The sequence below is a fragment of the Arthrobacter sp. zg-Y238 genome (assembly GCF_024385525.1).
Lineage (GTDB): Bacteria > Actinomycetota > Actinomycetes > Actinomycetales > Micrococcaceae > Arthrobacter_B > Arthrobacter_B jinronghuae.
Map to the genome: position 1 here is coordinate 11502 of NZ_JANFLU010000003.1, position 20545 is coordinate 32046.

The 20545-nt window shown below is 65.8% G+C and carries 20 protein-coding genes, 1 tRNA gene, 1 pseudogene and 1 riboswitch; of the genes and pseudogenes, 11 read left to right on the plus strand and 11 right to left on the minus strand.

The window, feature by feature from the left end; genetic code table 11:
* Positions 1-20 precede the first annotated feature (20 nt).
* From NNX38_RS03500 to NNX38_RS03540, 9 genes are all read right to left on the minus strand, one after another.
* Positions 21-863 (minus strand): carbohydrate ABC transporter permease, encoded by an 843-nt coding sequence (locus NNX38_RS03500; RefSeq protein WP_255796776.1) that lies wholly within the window; start codon positions 861-863, stop codon positions 21-23.
* The gene (locus NNX38_RS03505; RefSeq protein WP_255796777.1) at positions 864-1826 is read right to left on the minus strand and encodes a carbohydrate ABC transporter permease; all 963 of its coding nucleotides are present in this window, start codon (positions 1824-1826) and stop codon (positions 864-866) included. It abuts the gene before it with no gap.
* Positions 1823-3145, minus strand: coding sequence for an extracellular solute-binding protein (locus NNX38_RS03510; RefSeq protein WP_255796778.1), 1323 nt, complete (start codon positions 3143-3145; stop codon positions 1823-1825). Before NNX38_RS03510 ends, NNX38_RS03505 begins: the two co-directional genes overlap by 4 nt.
* A 140-nt stretch (positions 3146-3285) precedes the next feature.
* The gene (locus NNX38_RS03515) at positions 3286-4212 is read right to left on the minus strand and encodes an AEC family transporter (RefSeq protein WP_255796779.1); all 927 of its coding nucleotides are present in this window, start codon (positions 4210-4212) and stop codon (positions 3286-3288) included.
* A 9-nt stretch (positions 4213-4221) separates the two neighbouring features.
* Positions 4222-4683 carry an aspartate 1-decarboxylase gene (panD, locus tag NNX38_RS03520; protein ID WP_255796780.1) on the minus strand — a complete coding sequence of 154 codons (462 nt, stop codon included), beginning with the start codon at positions 4681-4683 and terminating at the stop codon, positions 4222-4224.
* Positions 4684-4795: 112 nt separating this feature from the next.
* Positions 4796-4869: transfer RNA gene (locus NNX38_RS03525), tRNA-Gly, on the minus strand.
* Positions 4870-4985: 116 nt separating this feature from the next.
* Positions 4986-5267 carry a protealysin inhibitor emfourin gene (locus tag NNX38_RS03530; RefSeq protein WP_255796781.1) on the minus strand — a complete coding sequence of 94 codons (282 nt, stop codon included), beginning with the start codon at positions 5265-5267 and terminating at the stop codon, positions 4986-4988.
* Positions 5264-6331: a M4 family metallopeptidase gene (locus NNX38_RS03535; RefSeq protein WP_255796782.1), complete on the minus strand. Its 1068-nt coding sequence runs from the start codon at positions 6329-6331 to the stop codon at positions 5264-5266. Before NNX38_RS03535 ends, NNX38_RS03530 begins: the two co-directional genes overlap by 4 nt.
* A gap of 162 nt (positions 6332-6493) precedes the next feature.
* Entirely contained in the window at positions 6494-6976 is a 483-nt protein-coding gene (locus NNX38_RS03540) for an SseB family protein (RefSeq protein ID WP_255796783.1), read from the minus strand.
* Positions 6977-7045: 69 nt separating this feature from the next.
* Here NNX38_RS03540 and NNX38_RS03545 point away from each other — a divergent pair, with 69 nt between their 5' ends.
* Together NNX38_RS03545 and dcd are read left to right on the plus strand one after the other, a co-directional pair.
* Complete coding sequence (locus NNX38_RS03545; RefSeq protein WP_255796784.1) at positions 7046-7900, plus strand: tryptophan 2,3-dioxygenase; 855 nt, start codon at positions 7046-7048, stop codon at positions 7898-7900.
* A 22-nt stretch (positions 7901-7922) separates the two neighbouring features.
* The gene (gene dcd / locus NNX38_RS03550; protein WP_255796785.1) at positions 7923-8543 is read left to right on the plus strand and encodes a dCTP deaminase; all 621 of its coding nucleotides are present in this window, start codon (positions 7923-7925) and stop codon (positions 8541-8543) included.
* A 166-nt stretch (positions 8544-8709) separates the two neighbouring features.
* On the opposite strand, the gene NNX38_RS03555 is transcribed toward dcd, so the two are convergent.
* Positions 8710-10086 (minus strand): MFS transporter, encoded by a 1377-nt coding sequence (locus NNX38_RS03555; RefSeq protein WP_255796786.1) that lies wholly within the window; start codon positions 10084-10086, stop codon positions 8710-8712.
* Between the two features lie 201 nt (positions 10087-10287).
* Between NNX38_RS03555 and NNX38_RS03560 the strand changes: the two genes are divergently transcribed.
* The 6 genes and pseudogenes from NNX38_RS03560 to mnhG all read left to right on the plus strand — a co-directional run.
* Positions 10288-13347, plus strand: coding sequence for a Na+/H+ antiporter subunit A (locus NNX38_RS03560; RefSeq protein WP_255796787.1), 3060 nt, complete (start codon positions 10288-10290; stop codon positions 13345-13347).
* Positions 13344-13829: a Na(+)/H(+) antiporter subunit C gene (locus tag NNX38_RS03565; RefSeq protein ID WP_229950460.1), complete on the plus strand. Its 486-nt coding sequence runs from the start codon at positions 13344-13346 to the stop codon at positions 13827-13829. Before NNX38_RS03560 ends, NNX38_RS03565 begins: the two co-directional genes overlap by 4 nt.
* The gene (locus tag NNX38_RS03570; RefSeq protein ID WP_255796788.1) at positions 13826-15436 is read left to right on the plus strand and encodes a Na+/H+ antiporter subunit D; all 1611 of its coding nucleotides are present in this window, start codon (positions 13826-13828) and stop codon (positions 15434-15436) included. The genes NNX38_RS03565 and NNX38_RS03570 overlap by 4 nt, the downstream gene beginning before the upstream one ends.
* Complete coding sequence (locus NNX38_RS03575; RefSeq protein WP_255796789.1) at positions 15433-16029, plus strand: Na+/H+ antiporter subunit E; 597 nt, start codon at positions 15433-15435, stop codon at positions 16027-16029. The genes NNX38_RS03570 and NNX38_RS03575 overlap by 4 nt, the downstream gene beginning before the upstream one ends.
* Positions 16026-16286, plus strand: a complete 261-nt coding sequence (locus NNX38_RS03580; protein WP_227919225.1) for a monovalent cation/H+ antiporter complex subunit F — start codon at positions 16026-16028, stop codon at positions 16284-16286. Before NNX38_RS03575 ends, NNX38_RS03580 begins: the two co-directional genes overlap by 4 nt.
* A gap of 4 nt (positions 16287-16290) precedes the next feature.
* A pseudogene (gene mnhG / locus NNX38_RS03585) lies at positions 16291-16674 on the plus strand (monovalent cation/H(+) antiporter subunit G); the annotation flags it as partial.
* 188 nt (positions 16675-16862) lie between these two features.
* Here the strand turns inward: mnhG and NNX38_RS03590 are convergent.
* Positions 16863-17126, minus strand: a complete 264-nt coding sequence (locus NNX38_RS03590; RefSeq protein WP_227919224.1) for a DUF4235 domain-containing protein — start codon at positions 17124-17126, stop codon at positions 16863-16865.
* A 91-nt stretch (positions 17127-17217) separates the two neighbouring features.
* Positions 17218-17352, plus strand: a riboswitch (TPP riboswitch).
* A 90-nt stretch (positions 17353-17442) separates the two neighbouring features.
* Here NNX38_RS03590 and NNX38_RS03595 point away from each other — a divergent pair.
* From NNX38_RS03595 to NNX38_RS03605, 3 genes are read left to right on the plus strand one after another with little or no spacing between them, the layout of a single operon-like run.
* Complete coding sequence (locus tag NNX38_RS03595; RefSeq protein ID WP_255796790.1) at positions 17443-18060, plus strand: ECF transporter S component; 618 nt, start codon at positions 17443-17445, stop codon at positions 18058-18060.
* A 56-nt stretch (positions 18061-18116) separates the two neighbouring features.
* On the plus strand, positions 18117-19727 hold the full coding sequence (locus tag NNX38_RS03600) for an ABC transporter ATP-binding protein (RefSeq protein WP_255796803.1): 1611 nt from the start codon (positions 18117-18119) through the stop codon (positions 19725-19727).
* A complete protein-coding gene (locus tag NNX38_RS03605) occupies positions 19724-20527 on the plus strand; it encodes an energy-coupling factor transporter transmembrane protein EcfT (RefSeq protein WP_255796791.1) in 804 nt (267 codons plus the stop codon). The genes NNX38_RS03600 and NNX38_RS03605 overlap by 4 nt, the downstream gene beginning before the upstream one ends.
* Positions 20528-20545 lie beyond the last annotated feature (18 nt).

The following is a 20545-nucleotide window of genomic DNA, read 5'->3' on the forward strand; positions in this document are numbered from 1 at the left end:
AGTCCGGGTGCCGAGGGGAACTAGCCCTTGACGGCGCCCTGGGTTAGGCCGGAGACGATTTGGCGCTGGAACGCGAGCACCAGGACAACTACGGGAATGGTGACGATGATCGCCGCGGCGGAAATGGCGCCGGTGGGCTCCTCGAACTGTGAAGCGCCGGTGAAGAACGCCAGGGCTGCCGGAACCGGCCGCGCCGCCTCGGTGGAGGTCAGCGAAATGCCGTACACGAAGTCATTCCAGGCGATGAAGAACGCAATGATCGCGGTCGTGAAGACGCCCGGTGCAGCGAGCGGAACAATGGCCTTGCGGAACGCCTGCCACGTGGTGGCCCCGTCCACCTGGGCTGCCTGCTCCAACTCCCACGGGATCTGCCGGAAGAAGGCTGCCAGGGTCCAGATGGAGATCGGCAGCGTCAGGGACAGGTAGGGGATGATGAGGCCGGGCCAGGTGTCATAAAGACCGATGTTGCGCCACAGGTTGAACAGCGGGGTCACGATGGAGATCACCGGGAAGATCGAGACACCCAGAGCCGTGGTCAGCACCAGTTTCTTGCCCGGGAAGTCCAGGCGGGCGATGGCATAGGCGCAGAGGGTGGCCAGGATGACCGCGATGAACGTGGCGATCAGGCAGATGCCGATGGAGTTGCGCAGGCTGCTCAGGAACAGGCCCTGCGCGTCGCCGACCAGGATCTGCTCGTAGTTGCTCCAAGACCAGTTGGTCGGGAGGAAGGTCCCGGACGTCAGGTCGCTGGGCAGCTTGAACGAAGTCGCCAGGATCGACGCCACCGGGAACAGTGCGTAGAGGACGACCAGTATCGAAACAATGGTCCAAACGGTCCGCCGTTTGGCAGGTGAGGACTTCACTTATTTACCCCCTCGAGCACCGGAAAGGTCCACTTTGAACAGCTTGATGGCAATGAAGCAGATGATGATGACGCAGATGAACAGCAGGACCGAAACGGCCGAGCCCATGCCGATTTCCAGGCGGGTAATCGAGGTTCGGTAGGCCAGCAGCGACAGCACCTCGGTGCCGTACGCGCCGTTGGTCATGATGTACACGTTGTCGAAGATGCGGAAGGCGTCCAGTGCCCGGAACAGGACGGCGACCATGATGGCGGCCTTCATGTTGGGGATGATCACCTTGGACATCCGCTGCCACCAGGAAGCGCCGTCCACCTCTGCCGCTTCCGTCAGCTCCCCGGGAACCTGGGCCAGGCCCGCGAGCAGCAGCAGGGAGATGAACGGGGTGGTCTTCCAGATTTCCGAGGCCATGATGACGGAGAGAGCCGTCCAGGTGTCGGCAAACCAGTTCAGGTCCGAATCGATCCCGGGCACCCAGTTGAACCAGCTGTTGATGTACCCGGAGTTGATGTCGAAGGCATAGAACCAGGCGAAGGCGGAAACCACGGTGATGATGCCGTACGGCACGAGGATCGCGGTGCGCAGCCACCCGCGGACGGCCTTCAGTGCGCTGTTCATCACCAGGGCCAGGGCAAAGCCGAGGATCAGCTCAATGACGACGGTGATGACCGTGATCAGCACCGTGACACCCAGGTCCCGCCAGAACAGTCCGTCCGAAAGGATGGTGGCGTAATTGCCCAGTCCCACGAACTCCCGGTCCGCCGGAGCGGTCAAACGGTACTTGAACAGCGATTCCCAGAGCGCCAGAAGGATCGGATAGGCGGTGACCGCCAGCATGATGATGAAGGCGGGCCCGGCGAGCCAGAAACCGAGCCGCCGCTCCGCTTTGGCGCGGTCACTGAGGGGTTGTTTGGACGGGGCGGGCTTGGCCGGGGCTTCCCGGACCGCTTCGACGGAAGTGCTCACAGCAGTTTCTCCCCTCTAAGGACTTCCAGAATGAATTCCTGGCTCTCGGCCGGGGTGGTGTCGGGGTTGACCTCGCTCGGCGGAGTCCAGGTCTGCTGGATGCCCGTGGAGATCTCGTTGTAGTACGGGGTCTGCGGCCGCGGCACGGCCAGTTCCAGCGAGTCCCGGATGACCGGGGCCATCGGGAATGTCTCTTCGATCCCCGGTGCGTTGTAGGCCTCTTCGTTCGACGGCGGGTTGCCGTTGGTGGTGAAGTACTGCGCCTGGTTCTCGGGCGAGACGATGCATTCGATGGCCTGGAACGCCAGATCAGGGTGCTGGCTGTTGGAGCCCACTCCGAGGTTGATGCCGCCCAGCGGGGGAGCAGTATCCTCGCCCTCGTTCATGGCCGGGTAAAGAGCCCAGCCGATGTCCTCGATGAGGGACTCAGGCAGGGCGCCTTCCTCGACCGACGCGTTGGTGGCCGGCCAGACGAAGGGATAGTTGACCATGAACGATCCCTGGTCACCCTGGAACTGGATCATGGAGGTGTTTTCCGTCTGTGTGGGCAGTCCGGGACCGCCCAGGCCTTCCTTGCCGATCGTGGAGACAACGTCCGCCGCCTGCTTTCCGGCGTCGGAGTCGAGTCCTAGCTTGAGTTCATCCGCCGATGCGTCAGGGTTCTGCACAATTTCACCGCCGGCCGACGCCACCAGTGCGTTCACCCACACCGTCATGGACTCGGCCCGGGCGCCCTGGACGCCGATGTATTTGTCCTGGCTCTCGGCCGCGGCAATTATGTCGTCCCAGGTTACCGGCTGGGTCATGTCAAGACCTGCGGCCTGCGCAACGGATTTGCGGTACCAGAGGATCTGCGTGTTGGCCCAGAAGGGAACGGCCACCACTTCGTCTTTCCACTTTGCTCCAGCGAGGGCGCCTTCCAGCACACCCTCGGTGGTCCGCTCCGCTACGTCGTCCGGTACAGGTGCCAGGTATCCCGGTTCCGCGTACTCGGGGACGTTGGGTGGATCCAGGCTCATGATGTCCATGCTTTTGTCCCCGGCCGCGAGGCGCCGGGCCAGCTGTTCGCGCTGGGAGGCGGCATCGTTTGGCAGCAGGGAGGTCTCGATGGTGTAGGCACCCCCCGAGGCGTCGCTGCACTGCTTCGCGAGTTCTGCCTGCCCGCCCGCATCCGGGTTGATGTACCAGGTCAATGTGGGTGCTGCGCCCTCATCGGTTCCGCAGCCGGTCAGGAGAGTCGCACCCAGGGCGAGAGCAACGCCGGCAGCAGCCCGTGCCCCTTTCCGGGTATGCCCCCAGTATCTTGCGTCCTTTGGCATCGGTACTGTGCCTCCACCTCGTCGTAAGCGTCCCCTGCGGCGTTGCATGGGACGTACCGCACACTAAGCGGCCTTCGCTTTGACCATATGCCTTGAACGTAATTTATGCCACATCCATACCGGCCAAACCGGGTGTTGCCTCAGGTCAGCAGGGCAGCGGCCAGGACCAGCACGGGAAGCGAGGCAATGGTGGTGAGCAGCACGGTGTCCTTGGCTACCAGCACACCTTCTTCGTAGCGGGCAGCGGCAACGAAAACATTCTGTGCAGTGGGAAGGGCCGCGGTGACCACGACGGCGAAAAGCAGGTGACCTTCCATCCCAAGGACGAAGCGGGCCAGTACGAAAGCCAGCAGCGGCTGGACCAGGAGCTTGAAGGCAGAGGCGAGGACGACGTCGGCCCGTCTGCCGCCGTCGGCGGTCAGGGGCCGCGACCCCACCAGTGAAAGCCCGAAGGCAAGGAGCATGGCGGGAACCGCTGCACCGCCGATCAGGGACACCGGTTCATGGATGATTTCGGGCAGCTGCGTGCCGGTGGCGGCCAGCAGCAGGCCGATCAGGGAGCCGACGATTATCGGATTGCGGACCACCTGCCCGGCAAAAACCCGAACCGAGGTACGCCGGCCGCTGGTGGCCGAATCCATCATCATCAGGAAGAACGGGGTGAAGAAAGCGAGCTGGAAAATCAGCACGGGTGCAATATAGGCAGCATCCCCGAGGACGTATACGCAGATGGGCAGCCCAAGATTGGCGGCATTTACCAAGGATGAGGACATGGCGGAAATAAGCATTTCCGGCAACGGGCGGCGCAGCCACCAGCGGGTAACGAGCACGTAGAGGAGCGCCGTGGCCAAGGCGCTGGCGGCGGCCACCAGCAGCGGAAACGAGAAGACCGTGGGCAGATCGGCATCACTGAGCGTAATGAGCAGCAGCGCCGGCGAAGCAACGAAGAACGCCAGGCGGCTCAGTACGGTCTGTGCGTTTTCCCCCAGTACGCCGAGCCTGCCGATGGCATACCCGGTGAGGATGATGATCCAGACAACGGCGAATCCGGTGAGTACCCCCAGCACCGGATGCTGCTATCTGGCTTCGGCTGCGGCGCCCGGGTTGCCGGCCATGACCTGGGTGTTGTCCAGGGCCAGCGGAGGACGCTCGGTGCCTTCCGTCACGGCCTCGGCCGGGTCGGTGCCCAGCTCCAGGATCCGGTTGGCGGAATCAACATGGACTACCGTCGGCACAAAGGAGCGGGCCTCTTCGGTGGTCATATCTGCGTAAGTGATGAGGATGACCGTGTCGCCCACGTGCACCAGGTGGGCCGCTGCACCGTTGATGCCCAGCACCCCCGAGCCGCGCTCGCCGGCGATGGTGTACGTCTCCAGCCGGGCGCCGTTGTCGACGTCGACGATCGAGACGAGCTCGCCGGGCAGGATGTCCGCGGCTTCGAGGAGGTCAAGGTCAACCGTCACGGACCCCACGTAGTGCAGGTCGGCATGGGTCACCGTGGCGCGGTGGATTTTGGACTTAAACATTTTCCGGTTCATCGCGGACAAGTCTACGCCGATTACCCCGGACTTTGAGCCGGGGGTTGACACGCTGACAGCGAAAGTGCATGCCGTGCGGTCCAGGGGGAGGGGGTGGAGCCTTGCTCCGAAATGGAGCGGGCGACGGGAATCGAACCCGCGTATCAAGCTTGGGAAGCTAGCGCTCTACCATTGAGCTACGCCCGCAGTGTCCGGAAGGAATCCGGCACAGCTCCTAACTTTACATGGAACCTGCCGGTTGCCTAATTCGTTTGCGGGTGCTGCCGAAGTGTTTCCGGACTGGTCGGCTAAACACCGCCGGACTAGTCTCCGGAGGAGCCCTCGCCGGGTTCAGAATCGGCGCCGGCCCGGGCCCGCTCCACGAGTTCGCGCCACCTGCCCTTGACTTGCCGTTCCGGGATGGTGACGGCGGTGGGGCCCACCGAAATCTCGTACATGAACCGGTCCGGTTCGCTGTCCGGGGCTTCGGGCGGATCGCTGAGGAGCGGCAGCCACCGCTCCTGTGCTTCTTCGGAGCTGACCTGCGTGCTCCAGGTGCGCTGCATGCCCGCAAAGCCGCCGCTGCGCACTACAACCAGTTTCATACCAAGACGTTAACCTCTTTCCACGCTGCCTGCACAGCAGTACTTTCCTCCGTCCCCGCTCCGTACCTTTTTTCCGCTGCGGTGAGCGTGGCGGCGGCAAAGACGGCGAAGGTGGCGTCGGCGGGGAAATTGCGTTCGGTGATGGTGTCGTACCAGACCTGGCCGGCGCGTTCCCAGGCATACCCGCCCAGGGCTTCAGCCACCAGGTAGAAAGCGCGGTTGGGGATTCCGGAGTTGATGTGCACACCGCCGTTGTCCGCCGCGGTCTTCACAAAGTCCGCCATGGACCCCGGCTGCGGATCCTTGCCAAGCACGTCGTCGTCGTACGCAGTGCCCGGCGCCTTCAAGGACCGCAGAGCCCGCCCCTGCACCAGATCCGTGAACAGGCCCTCACCAACCAGCCAGCTCGCCTGGTCCGCTGTTTGTCCCAGCAGTTTCTGCTCGACCAGTACGCCGAAAACATCGGCTATTGATTCGTTGAGCGCCCCGGCCTGGTCGCGGTAATCCAGCTGCGCGGTGTACTGGATGATGCCGTGGGTCAGCTCGTGGCCGATCACGGTGAGGGACTTGCTGAAGCGTTCAAACACCTCGCCGTCGCCGTCGCCGAGCACCATCCGGGAGCCGTCCCAGAAAGCGTTGTCATAGGCACGTCCATAGTGGACGGTGGCCTCCAACCCCCGCCCCGCGCCGTCGAGCGAGGAACGTCCGTAGGCATCGCTGAAGAGGCGGTAAGTGGCGCCGAGCCCGTCATAGGTTTCGTCCACGGCTGGGTCGCCCGTGTCCGGCTGGCCTTCGGACCGCACTACCGTGCCCGGCAGTTCCTCCAGGCCCAGGGCATCGGAGATCGTGCGGCGCAGGGACGGGGTGAACGCCGTGCCTGATCCGCGGGACGGCGCAGAGTGCGGCGCCGAGCGCGCGGATTCCACGCCGTCGATCCCGGTCAAGGCACGACGGGCCGACTTCGCCGCTGTTGCCTTTGCAGGGTCTTCGGCGGCGGCCAGGCGGGCAAGCAGATACGGCGGAACGATGGAACAGATCGAAGAAGCAACGCTTGAGTTTGTCACGGTACAGCCCTCCCTCTGTTGTGAGGTTCCCCAGCGTAGGCCCCGGCACTGACACTGCAAGCGCTAGGCCTGCAAAAACGGCATCAAATGGCCATAACGCAACCTAATCGGCTGTTTTCGACCCTTTCGCGGTCGGATCAGCCCTGTTCGGGAGCGGTCGGATCAGCCCTGTTCGGGAGCGGCCGGGTCCTGTGCCTGCGCTGCGGTCTTTTCGTACGCCTCGACAAGTGAAGCCACGACGTCCGGGCCGATCTCCAGCCCTACTTCGTGTCCCGGGTTCACGGACATGCCGTATCCCGGGGCGATGCTGCGGATCGTGGCTTCGCCGCTGGCCCTGACGACCACCGGTGCTGCTTCGCGCAGCTGCGCGGGGATGCGGTCCGGGGAGGTGAAGGTGGCGGCCACGGAGTAGTCGGCGTCCGGGGCTTTCAGGACCACTGCCTGGAAGGTGGAGGGATCGTCTTCCTTCGTCAGGCGCCCCACGCTGAGCAGTTCCGATGTCCAGATGACGGACATGACCTCGCGGTTGGTGATCCGGCCCTCGCGGCCTGCGGTGATGGCCTCTTCAAGCGCCGCGCCGGGTGCTTCGACGTCGTCGTTGGCCAGCGGCATTGTCGGGATCTCGGGGGTGTTGTCCGGTTCCATGGGGACTCCTTCTCAGGGCTCGGTGCCAAAACCCCAAGTCTGGCATATTGAGCGGATACCGTGGTGGGCATGAGTCCGAACGAGAACACCCGCAGCCTCGAAGCAGGCATTGAGCGGGACTTCAGCGACAAGATGAGCTACGGGTCCTACCTTGCCCTGGATGAACTGCTCTCCGCGCAGCATCCGGTGAGCAGCCCGGAGCACCACGACGAGATGCTCTTCATCATCCAGCACCAGACCTCGGAGCTGTGGTTGAAGCTCGTCCTGCACGAGCTGCTCGCCGTGCGGGCGCGGCTGGCGGCGGATGACCTGCGTTCGGCCATGAAGGGAATTGCCCGGATCAAGCACATCCAGCGCTCGCTGACCGAACAGTGGTCCGTGCTGGCGACACTGACCCCGTCCGAGTATTCCGAATTCCGCGATGACCTGGGCGCTTCGAGCGGCTTCCAGTCCTACCAGTACCGTGCCGTGGAGTTCCTGCTGGGCAACAAGAACGAGGCAATGATTGCCGTGTTCGCAGCAGACCCGGCCGCTCAGGAACTGTTGTCCGGACTGCTGTCCCGGACCAGCATCTACGACGAGTTCATCCGCTATCTTGCCCGGCGCGGCTACGCGGTGGCGCCGGAACTCCTGGACCGGGACGTGACGCAGGCACATGTGTATGACGAGTCACTGCTTGCGGTCTACAAGTACGTCTACGAAAACCCCGCCGGGAACTGGGACGTCTACGAGGCCTGCGAAGAACTGGTGGACCTCGAGGACAATTTCCAGCTGTGGCGTTTCCGACACCTGAAAACCGTGGAACGCACCATCGGAATGAAGCGGGGTACTGGCGGTTCCAGCGGCGCAGGCTTCCTGCGGCGTGCCCTCGAACTGACGTTTTTCCCCGAGCTCTATGCGGTGCGGACGGAAATCGGCCGCTAGGGGCATGCGCTATTTTTGAAGAGTGCTGATTTCTGACCGCGACATCCGAGCCGAGATTGCCGACAACCGGATTGCCCTGGACCCCTATGACCCCGCAATGGTCCAGCCTTCCAGCGTCGATGTGCGCATCGACCGCTTCTTCCGGCTATTCGACAACCACAAGTACGCCCACATCGATCCCTCGCAGGACCAACCCGAACTGACCCGCCTGGTGGAAGTGGCTCCGGACGAGCCGTTCATCCTCCACCCCGGAGAGTTCGTCCTGGGTTCCACCTACGAGCAGGTCACCCTGCCGGACGATATTGCCGCGCGGCTGGAGGGCAAGTCTTCGCTGGGCCGGCTTGGGCTGCTGACGCACTCCACGGCAGGCTTCATTGACCCCGGTTTCTCCGGCCACGTCACGCTCGAGCTTTCCAACATGGCAACGCTGCCCATCAAGCTGTGGCCCGGCTCCAAGATCGGCCAGCTGTGCTTCTTCCGGCTCAGCTCCCCGGCGGAGCACGCCTACGGCTCCGGCAGCTACGGCAACCGGTACCAGGGCCAGCGAGGCCCGACGGCGTCGCGCAGCCACCTGAACTTCCACCGCACGGATGTCACTGCTGCCTCGAATGACGAGGACACGGCGGGCGTCAGCGCCTCCTAGGGCCTGGCGGAGGCGGCGAGACCGTCGTGACCGTCCGGCCGGAGGGCCTGGCGGAGGCGGCTTTAATATTCCGAGCGAGCTCTGCGAGCGAAGGAATTTCGTTGCCGCCGGAGCCAGGCCCGCAGGCCGGACCCGTAGCCACGCCTGCGAGCCGAAACCCCTGCGCTTACTCCTTATCCGCGGCCGGAACGGTCCGTGCTGCGGGGGAGCGGACCGGGAGCAGGACCAGCAGGCCCGCCAGCAGCACGGCCATAATGCCGATAATGCCGTACCGCTGGCTGCCGAAGATCGCGATGCAGGCCGAGAACAGGGCGGGGGCCAGGAAGCTGACCGCCCGCCCGGTGGTGGCATACAGGCCGAACAGCTCGCCTTCCTTGCCCTCCGGGGCCAGCCTGGCCAGGAACGCCCGGGATGCGGACTGGGCCGGGCCAACGAACAGGCACAGCAGCAGGCCGAAGATCCAGAACGTGGTGTCGCCGGTCCACTGCAGCCCAAACAGGTCCTGGTCGCCCGGACCCAGCACCACGATGGCCGTGCCGGCAAGGATCAGTCCGATCAGCGATCCGACGATCACGGCCTTGGGGCCGGAACGGTCATCGAGGAAGCCGCCGACCACGGACCCGGCGGCGGCCACCACGTTGCCGAAGATGGCGAACATAATCACCTCTGACAGTTCCCAGTCGAACGTGCCGGCCGCGATAACGCCGCCGAAGGTGAATACTGCCGCCAGACCGTCCCGGAAGACGGCGCTGGCGAGAAGGAAGTAAATGGTGTGCGGGTCGGTCCGGAAGAGGGCCTTGATGCGCTGGAACAGGAGCTTGTAGGAGTCAAGGATCCCCAGCCGTGCCACTGCGTCCTGCCGGGGAACCTCGGGCACGGTGAACATCAGCGGCAGGGCGAACAGCAGGAACCAGACGGCGGAAAACAGCGCAACGGCCCGGATGTTCAGTCCGTCTTCGGAGGTGACGCCGAACCAGCCGACATCGGGCTGCACAAAGCCCACGAGCACCAGCGCCAGGGCGGCGATTCCGCCTATATAGCCCATCGCCCAGCCCAGGCCGCTGATTTTTCCGACCGAGGCCGGTGTGGAAATCTGGCTAAGCATGGCGTTGTAGTTCACGCCCGCGAACTCGAAGAACAGGTTCGCCACGGCGATCAGGGCCACGCCCAGGATCAGGAACTCGGGGGCGGGGAAAACAAACCAGCACGCCGCGACCAGGGCGCAGGTCAGCAGGGTGTTGACGGTGAGCCATGTGCGGCGGCGCCCACCCGCGTCCGACCGTTGGCCGGTGACCGGCGCGAGGACGGCCACTGCAACACCGGCAATGGCGAGGCCGGCGCCAAGGACGGCGGAGTTCTCGTCTTTGTCCCCGAACTGCTCCGAGGTCAAGTAGACAGTGAACACAAAGGTGGTCATCACCGCATTGAAGGAAGCGGACCCCCAGTCCCAGGCAGCCCAGGCCGCCACCTGCTTCCAGCGTGCAGGTGCGGCGGCGCCCGGCGCCGGGACACCCGGAGACGATTTTTGTGTGCTGAGACTCATGCCGCTGAGCCTAGCGGCTGCCGCGGCCGGTGACGGTATTCAACGCCCAAAACGCCGGTGGCCGGTTCCTTTGCCGAACGGCCCGAATAGGAGGGCGTACGTATGCCATGGGTAGAATGTACATACGACCTTGACCACCCCCCTTGATAACTGCAGCCAAAATCAGGCTGAAACATCGACAAAAGAGCCCGGGAGATCATAGTGCTGTTTGTGCTCACCGTTTTATTTGCGGTGGCATTGGTTGCGCCCTTGGTGTTCCGCAGGATCGGTCGGTCCGCGTTCTACATCCTCGCCGCCTTCCCGGCCGCTGCGTTCGTTTGGCTGATGGCCACCTTCCCCCGGTACACCGGCGCGGACCAGACGCTGGCCTCCGGCGCACCGAACGCGCCGCCGTCGGTCACCATTGCCTGGATTCCCGAGCTCCGGGTGGAACTGGCCTTCCGGATGGACACCCTTGCGGCTGTGCTTTCCATCCTGATCCTGGGCGTGGGTGCCCTGGTCCTCTTCTACTGCGCCCGGTACTTCCGGCCGAATGACCCGAAGATGGGCAGCTTCGGCGCCCAGCTGCTGGCGTTCGCCGCCGCCATGTTCGGTTTGGTTACGGCAGATGACCTCATCCTGCTGTTCATCTTCTGGGAACTGACCACCATCCTTTCCTACCTGCTGATCGGGTACTCGGCGCACCGGCTCTCGGCCCGCCGTGCGGCGCTGCAGGCATTGATCGTCACTACCTTCGGCGGCCTGGCGATGCTGGTCGGCATGATCATCCTCGGCACCGCCGCCGGGACGTACCGGATCTCGGAGATCCTGGCGCAGGCGCCGGAACTGGTGAACGCCGGGACGCTGGTCAACGTTGCCATCGCCCTGCTGCTGGTCGGTGCCGTCTCGAAATCCGCGCTCGTGCCCTTCCACTTCTGGCTGCCCGCCGCCATGGCCGCTCCCACCCCGGTCAGTGCCTACCTGCATGCCGCCGCCATGGTGAAGGCCGGCATCTACCTCATCGCCCGGCTGGCCCCCGGCTTCTCCGAGACGCTGCTGTGGCACCCCATCGTGCTGGTCCTGGGCCTGGCCACCATGCTGCTGGGCGGCTGGCGCGCACTGCGCCAGTACGACATCAAACTGATCCTCGCCTACGGCACGGTCAGCCAGCTCGGCTTCCTTACCCTGGTGGTGGGCCTGGGCAGCCGGGAGGCTGCAGTCGCCGGGATGGGCCTGCTCCTGGCGCACGGCTTCTTCAAGGCGACCCTGTTCCTGGTGGTCGGGATCATCGACCACCAGGCCGGTACCCGGGATATCCGCAAACTCTCGGGAATCTTCCGTGCCGCACCGAAACTGGCCGTCGTCGCGGTCATCGGTGCAGCCTCCATGGCTGGTGTGCCGCCGCTGCTGGGCTTCGTGGCCAAGGAATCGGTCTACGAGACCTTTGTGCATTACGGCGAGCAGCAGGGAACCATCGCCGCCTGGCTCCTGCTTGCCGGCGTGGTGACCGGTTCCATCCTCACCTTTGCCTACAGCGCCCGCTTCATCTGGGGCGCCTTCGCAGCCAAGGAAGGCTACACACCCACCCCGTTCAAGGCGGTGTCCTGGTCCTTCCTTGCAGCTCCGGCGATCCTGGCCGGTGTCACCGTAGTATTCGGGCTCTGGCCGGCACCGATTGATTCTGCGATTGCGTCCTACGCGGACCTCTTCCCGGCCGAAGGCAAGCCCACCCACCTGGCCCTCTGGCACGGCCTGACCCCGGCGCTGGGCCTGACCGTGCTCACCCTCGGCATCGGCGTCGTCCTGTTCCTGCTGGCCCGGCAGGTCGAGGACCTCCAGCGGGAAGTCGCCTTCCCGGTCGACGCCGAGCGGTCCTACCGCGGCGGCATCGGGGTACTCGACGACGTCGCCGTGTGGGTCACCGGCCGCACGCAGCGCGGTTCGCTGCTGTTCTACCTGTTCGTCATCCTGACCATGGCGATCCTGACGCCGCTGATGGCTCTGATCCTGCGGTCCGCGCCCCTGCCGCAGGACTTCCGCTGGTTCGATACCCCGCTGCAGGCCGTAATCGGCGCGGCGGTGGTCCTGGGCGCCGTTGCAGCGGCCCGCGCCACCAAGCGTTTCCTGGCCGTGCTGATGGTTTCCGTCAGCGGTTACGGCATTGCCCTGATCTTTGCGCTGCAGGGCGCCCCGGACCTCGCCCTGACCCAGATGCTCGTCGAAACCATAGTCCTGGTGGCGTTCGTGCTGGCCCTGCGGTCCCTGCCGGCCAGGTTGTGGAAGCGCGAACCCAAGCGCCACCGCTTCCTGCGCGCCATGCTGGGCATCGCCTTCGGCGCCAGCATGATGGTGTTCGCCATGACTGCCATGGCGTCCCGGGTCGCCACCCCGGTATCCCTCGATTTCCCGGAGCTGGCCTACAACGGCGGCGGCGGATCCAACATCGTCAACGTGACGCTGGTCGACATCCGCGCCTGGGACACGTTCGGCGAAATCACGGTGCTGGCCATCGCGGCCACCGGCCTTGCCTCCCTGATCTTCGTCCGCGGACGCGGCGACAAGCGGCGCCGGGCGGAGGGAGTGGCCAGCGGTTCAGTGGACCGGGGCCGCGAGCAGTTTGCTCCCACCGGGCGCCGTCAGGCTACCCTCGCGCTTGCCCGCAAATTCTCCAGCGTTGGCCGTGACGCCTGGCTGGTGGCAGGCCGGACGCTTGCGCCCGAGCGTCGGTCCATCATCTTCGAGGTCGTTACCCGGCTGCTTTTCCATTCCGTCATCCTGTTCTCGGTCTACCTGCTGATCGCCGGACACAACCTGCCCGGCGGCGGGTTCGCCGGCGGTCTGATGGCCGGACTCGCGCTGACCATCCGTTACCTTGCCGGCGGCCGCTTTGAGTTGGCCGAAGCCAGTCCGGTCAGCGCCGGCACCCTGCTGGGCGGCGGCTTGGGCGTGATTGCCCTGTCCGCAGCGGCACCGCTGTTCTTCGGCGGGCAGATCCTGCAGAGCGCAATTCTCAAATTCACCTGGCCGGTCTTCGGGGAGGTCAAGTTCGTCACCTCCACGATCTTCGACATCGGCGTCTACCTGGTGGTTGTGGGGCTGGTGCTGGATGTCCTGCGCAGCCTGGGCTCGGAGATCGACGAGCGCAGCGAGGCCGACGCCGATGATGACGACGACGAAAGCATTGTGGAGGAACCGGAAATCATTGACGTTGCCATCCGTTCCGACGCCGACGCCGATGCCGACGCCGGCTCCCGCCCCGAAGAGGAAGAGGTGGCACGGTGACTGTGAACCTCACCCTCCTGCTGGTGATGGGGTGCCTGTACGCGGCCGGCATCTACCTGCTGCTTGAGCGGAGCCTGACCCGGGTGGTGCTTGGCCTGGCCATGCTCAGCAATGCCACCAATATCCTGCTGCTCGCCACCGGCGGAGCCGCGGGGCTCGCCCCGATCTTCAACAAGGACATCGCGGCGGATGCGTATAACGATCCGCTGCCGCAGGCCTTCATCCTGACCTCGATCGTGATTTCCTTCTCGGTCACCGCCTTTATGCTCGGCATCATTTACCGGTCCTGGGTACTGGGCCGGCAGGACGAGGTCCAGGACGACATTGAGGACCGGCGCGTGGCCAGCCAGAGCAGCTTCGATGCCGAAGATGACGCAGACGTCCCGGAGGACACCACGGAATTCACTCCGCCGGAGGAAGCCGAAGAGGCTCCCGGCTCCCAGCGCGGCAACACACAAAACGAACCGGAGGTGAACCGATGAACACAGCCAGCCTTGCACCGCTGGCGGTGGTGCTCCCGGTTTTCGGTGCCGCCCTCGCGTTCATCCTGATCCGCCACCAGCGCTCCCAGCGCGTGGTGAGCATCAGCATCCTCAGCTTCACCCTGCTCCTTGAGGTCGTCCTGCTGTCCTCGGTGTGGGAAAACGGTGCGCAGGCGGTAAACCTGGGCGCCTGGCTTCCGCCGTTCGGCATCACCATGGTGGTGGACCAGTTCTCCGCGCTGATGCTGGTGGTCTCTTCGGCCATCAGCCTCTCCGTGCTGATCTATGCCGCCGGCCAGGGCATGGCCGACGGCGACGAAGACGGACCCATTTCGATCTTCCACCCGACCTACCTGATCCTGGTGGCAGGCGTTTCCAACGCCTTCCTCGCCGGGGACCTGTTCAACCTGTACGTCGGCTTCGAGATCCTGCTGACCGCCAGCTATGTCCTGATGACCCTCGGCGGGACTACGCCGCGCATCCGCGCCGGCGTGACCTACGTGGTGGTGAGCGTGGTGTCCTCGCTGCTGTTCCTGATTGCGATTGCCATGATCTACGCCGCCACCGGCACGGTGAACATGGCAGACCTGGCGCTGAAGCTCGGCGAGCTGGATCCCGCGACGCAGTTGATGCTGCACCTGATGCTGCTGGTGGCGTTCGGCATCAAGGCAGCCATCTTCCCGCTGTCCTTCTGGCTGCCTGACTCGTACCCCACCGCCCCGGCCCCGGTCACCGCCGTGTTCGCCGGCCTGCTGACCAAGGTGGGTGTTTACGCCATGGTCCGCACCGAGACCCTGCTTTTCCCCGGGGACCGGATCAACACGCTGCTGATGGTGGTGGCGGGGCTGACCATGCTGGTGGGCATCCTGGGTGCCCTGGCGCAGACCGACATTAAACGTATGCTCTCGTTCACCCTGGTCAGCCACATCGGCTACATGGTGTTCGGCCTGGCGATTGCCTCCGTGGTGGGCATCGGCTCCACCGTGTTCTACGTGGTGCACCACATTACGGTGCAGACTTCCCTGTTCCTGGTGACGGGCCTGATTGAACGCCGCGGCGGAACCGCTAACATGGACCGGCTCGGCGGGCTGGCGCGGCTGTCGCCGCTGCTGGCCGTGCTGTACTTCATTCCGGCCATCAACCTGGCCGGCATCCCGCCGTTCTCCGGTTTCCTGGGCAAGCTCGGCCTGATGCAGGCCGGTGTGGAACTGGGCACCCCGCTGGCGTATGTCCTGGTGGGTGCGGGCGCCGCCACCAGCCTGCTGACCCTGCTGGTGATGGCACGGGTATGGAACCGTGCCTTCTGGCGTACCCCCGAGGACGCCGTGCATCCGGACCCGATCCTGCTGGCCACCAGCACCGACGGGTCCAGCCTGCGCAGCTCCGAGCATGTCATCGAGCATGCCACGGGGCGGTTCTCCGGCAAGGAATCCGTCGATCTGCTGCCCCGGACCATGGTTTACCCGACGGTGGGCCTGGTCGCACTCGGCGTCGCCCTGACCGTGGCCGCCGGGCCGCTGTTTTCACTCAGTGATGGCGCCGCACGGGACCTGTTGGACCGCACGCCGTACATTGAAGCGGTTCTGGGCGAGGGAGCAGCCGAATGACCAAGGAAGCACGCATGCGCAGCCGGTCCCGGGTTCCGCTGCTGCAGGAACTGCCCCTGCTGATCTGGCTGGTGTTCCTTTGGGGGGCCCTGTGGCAGGACTTCAGCGCCGGGAACCTGATCTTCGGAACGGTGATCGCCTTCTTCGTGGCGAACATCTTCTACCTCCCGCCCGTGGAACTCAGCGGCAGGTTCAACCCGCTCTACGCGCTGCTCTTCGCCGGGCGCTTCCTCTACAAGCTGGTGCAGGCCAGCTTCCACGTGTTCTGGCTGGCGGTTGTCCGTGGACCGCGGATCCGCAACGGGGTGATCGGGGTGAAACTGCGCAGCCGCTCGGACCTGCTGGTCACGGCCACCGGCCACGTGCTTTCCCTGATCCCCGGCTCGTTGATTGTCGACGTCGACCGTTCCACCTCGACTCTGTACCTGCATGCGCTGAACGTGTCCACGGCGGAACAGGCCGAGAGAGTGCGGGCAGATGCCCTGGACGCCGAGGCCTGGCTGATCCGCACCCTGGGAACGAAAGAGGAGCTGGCCGCCCTGCGCGCCGAAACCGCTGAAACACGGAAACGAAAGATTGGAGGCCGGGCATGATGAGCGCAGCTGTGGTGGCCGTGTCCGTCATGCTGGCGGTGGCCGGCGCCGGTGCCATTTACCGGATTGCCCGCGGTCCCTCGATCCTGGACCGGGTACTGGCCTCGGACGTGCTGCTGGCCATCGTCGGCGCGGCCCTGATCACGGACATGATCGTTTACCGCAACCTGGACTACCTGGCCCTGGTGGTTGCTATCTCCCTGATCGGTTTCATCGGGTCCGTGACGGTTGCCCGCTTCGTAACGGACAGGCGGTAGCACCATGGAAGAGACCGTCTATGACGTGATCACGGCCGTGCTGATGCTCGGCGGCGCCCTGATGTCCCTGGCCGCCGCCATCGGCCTGATCCGTTTCCCCGACCTGCTCAGCCGCATGCACGCAGCCACCAAACCCCAGGTGCTTGGGCTGCTGCTGTTCCTGCTGGCGATGGCCGTGGAGTTCCGCAGCTGGAAACTGCTTCCTATCCTGTTCGTGGCCTGGATCTTCATGCTCCTGACCGCACCGGTCTCGGCGCACATGGTCGGCCGGGCCGGTTACCGGACCAAGCACCTGCGGCCCGAGCTGCTGGTCATCGACGAACTGGACGACGTCGTCGAACGCGCGCAGCGCCTGCTCCGGGAGGCGGAAGAGGACGCGCTCGAAGACGAGGAGGATGATCCGCGCGTGGATGACGACCCGGGGGAGAGCTACACCGGGGAGCTCGACGACGATGAGATGCTGCGCGCCCGCGGAACCGGAGCGGGGGAAGCGTTAAACAGCGACGCCCAGCGCCCGGGGAAAAACCCCGAGGGCTGAGCGCCCCTGCCTCCACCAACGGCGGAGTATTCAAAGGCTTAGACGATTTCCGGCGTCTTCTGATAGCGCTGGATGGCCCGCTGCGTGCCGCGGTTGGTCAGCACGCGGATGACCTGGCTGACGGCACCCGAGACCACGGCGAACGCCACGGCGGAGCGGAGGCTGTTTTCCAGGCTGCCTTCGGCATCCTTGGGCGGCTCGTTGCCGGTGGCCTTGGTCCAGGCGAAGTCCAGCACCTTGGCGGCGACGATTCCGGAGAGGATGCTCGCTCCGGTTCCGAGCAGTTTGAGGATCAGGTTCATGAATACTCCTAGCTTCGGGCGTTTTTCCTAACCCTACGGTACCCGTTTGCCCGTCGCCGGATCGGGAGCGCGTGTGTAGAGTGGAACCGCAAACATACGACAGGGGAGCGCCGTCCCGCAGCAGGTCTTCGGACCGCGAAGGAAAAGGCGCTGAGAGTGCGGATAGCCGCAGACCCTCGAACCTGATCCGGTTAGTACCGGCGAAGGGAGTCGAGAGCTCAGGGAAATTCCCCGTTGGCCGGCAACGGCCCGCGGGGAAGTGCGCCGGTTTACCGGCGCAGCATCACCCTCCCCTCCTGACTTCAGGAGGATATTCATGAAAGACCAATCCGCAGTACCCGACCGCACCCGATCTGCAGCCTCAGGGCGTTCCTGGCGGGTGGTGGACATTGTTGTTGCCTCCGTCCTCGCGGTGGCGGTGGGTGTGATCTTCTGGGCCTGGTCCCTGGGCTACGCCGGGATCAGCGCACTCACAGCGGCGTTTCCGCCGCTCGCCGGGCTCTACACCGGCGGCTGGCTGATTGCCGGAGTGCTGGGCGGGCTCATCATCCGCAAACCCGGCGCGGCGATCTACTGCGAAATGCTGGCCGCCGCTGTGTCGGGCGTACTGGGTACGCAGTTCGGTCTCTCCGTACTGCTTTCGGGCTTCCTGCAGGGCCTGGGTGCCGAACTGGTGTTGCTGCTGTTCCTGTACCGCCGGTTCTCCCTTCCCGTGGCGCTGCTGGCCGGGCTGGGATCCGGACTGTTCCTCGGCCTGAGCGAAAACGTCCTGTACAACGTGGAATGGGCAGCGCAGTGGCAGCTGCTGTACGTCCTGCTCACCTGTGTATCGGGAGCGGTTATCGCCGGCGGGCTGTCCTGGCTGGCGGTCCGCGCGCTGGCACGGACGGGTGCCCTTGCGCCGTTCGCGTCGGGTCGGACCGGAACGGCGTAGCGGTGCTCTTCGGTAAGAAGGGCGGCGGAAACCGTCCGCCCGCTGCAGCGCCTTCCATCCCACGCCCCGAAGCCGCCCCCGGCTCCCGACGCCGGCCCCGCCCGGCTGCCGTCGCTGCCCGTGGCTGGGGCTGGCAGCACGGCGGACGGGCCGGTTTGGCCGTTTCCGGTCTGGACCTGGCGATTTCCCCGGGTGAACGGGTGTTGCTGCTGGGTGCTTCCGGTGCCGGCAAATCCACGTTCCTGCATGCCCTTGCCGGTGTCCTCGGCCCGGACACCGGCGGAGAGGAACAGGGGGTCCTGACGCTCGACGGCGTCCATCCCGCGAACGCCCGCGGGCGGACCGGGTTGGTCCTGCAGGACCCCGACTCCCAGACAGTCCTGTCCCGGGTAGGGGACGAAGTGGCCTTCGGTGCAGAGAACCTGGCCGTTCCGGCGGCTGAAATCTGGCCGCGGGTGCGCTCGGCGCTGGCCGACGTCGGACTGGAAGTTCCGCTGGACCGCTCCACCTCCGCGCTCTCGGGCGGACAGAAGCAACGCCTGGCCCTCGCATCCGTGATGGCTATGGAACCGGGCCTGCTGCTGCTCGATGAACCCACAGCCAACCTGGACCCGGACGGGGTGGTGGAAATCCGCGACGCCGTGACGCGGGTGCTGGACCGCACGGGTGCCACGCTCATCGTGGTGGAGCACCGGGTCGATGTCTGGGCCGGTGTTGTGGACCGTGTAGTGGTCTTGGCCGCCGGCGGCGGCGTGCTGGCGGATGGTTCCCCGGAACAGGTACTGGGCAATCCCGCGCACCGCAGCACCCTGGCGGAGTCCGGTGTCTGGCTTCCCGGCATCAGGCCGGAAATTCCGGGCGGTCCCTGGATACCGGCTGCGGCCGGTCCCCGGCTGCTGGAGGCCCGTGGGCTGGCCGTTGCGCGTTCGCTCCGCGGCCCCGCCGTGCTGACCGGAGCGGACCTGAGCCTGGACGCCGGCACCGCCGTCGGTATCACCGGACCCAACGGTGCGGGTAAATCCACGCTTGCCCTGACTCTCGGCGGTCTGCTCCGGCCACGGGGAGGAACCCTCACCGCGGCCCCTGCCCTTGCCGGCACGGCCCGCCCGGAACCCGGCCGCTGGACCTCCGCGCAGCTGGTGGACCGCATAGGCACCGTCTTCCAGGAACCCGAACACCAGTTCCTGGCCAACACCGTGCTGGATGAACTGGCCTTCGGGCCGCGGCGGCTGGGCCGGGAGACGGACGGACAGGTGTTGGCCCGGGTGCATCAGCTGGCGGAACGGCTCCGGCTGGACGGGCTGCTTGAGGCCAACCCGTTCACGCTTTCAGGCGGGGAGAAACGCCGGCTGTCCGTGGCGACCATGCTTGCCACGGAGCCGTCCATCCTGCTGCTGGATGAACCGACCTTCGGACAGGACGCCCGCACCTGGGCGGAACTGGTGGCCCTGCTCCGCGGCCAGTTGTCGGAAGGACGCTGCGTGGTTTCCGTAACGCACGATGCCGAATTCATCGAGGCGCTCGCCTCCCGGAACCTCCGGGTGGCGGACGGGGTCCTCACCCCTGCAGCTGCCGCGCCCGGCGTTCCAGCCGGCGGCGCCGCAACAGGCGGCGCCGCAACGGCCGGCGATGTCGGAACGGCCCGGGACGTCCAGGTGCGGCGATGAGCGCTGTAGTTGCCGGGGCGCCGGCCCGGCCCGCCGGCACGTTCCTGGCCCGCGCCAACCCGCTCTCCAAGCTTGCCGCGGCAGTGCTGCTGACCCTGGCAGTACTGGTGACGGTGGACTGGGTGAGTGCCGCCGTCGTCCTCACCGCCGAACTGGCCCTGCTGCCGCTGCTGCACATCCGGATCGGAACATTGGTGCGGCGGATCTGGCCGCTGCTCGCCGCGGCGCTGATCGGCGCGTGGGGCACGGCGCTGCTGGCGGAAAAGACCGGGACGGTGCTGCTCGAGGCCGGGCCGCTGGTGTTCACCTCCGGTTCCGTTGCCGCGGGCATCGCCATCGGGCTGCGCGGCCTGGCCATAGCCCTGCCGGGAATCTATCTGCTGGCCACGACCGATCCCACCGACCTGGCCGATGCCCTGGCCCAGAAACTGAGGCTGCCGCACCGCTTTGTCCTGGGCGCGCTGGCGGCCATGCGGCTGGTGGGGCTGCTGGTGGAGGAATGGCGCACCATCGGACTGGCCCGGCATGCCCGCGGCGCGGGACCGGACGCCGGGGGAGCAGCCCGGATCCGAGGTTTCGCCGGGCAGTCCCTGGCGCTGCTGGTGCAGGCGATCCGCCGGGCCACCCGCCTGGCGACGGCAATGGAAGCGCGCGGCTTCGGCGCAGCGGAACGGACCTGGGCTCGAACGTCGACTTTCAGCGGGGTGGACGCGGTGGTGTTCGGGGTGGGGGTAGCCCTGTCCGTTGCTGCGGTGGCAGCTGCGGTGGCGGCCGGAACGTTCAACTTCATCCTGACCTGAGGCTTCCCGGCCCGGCCG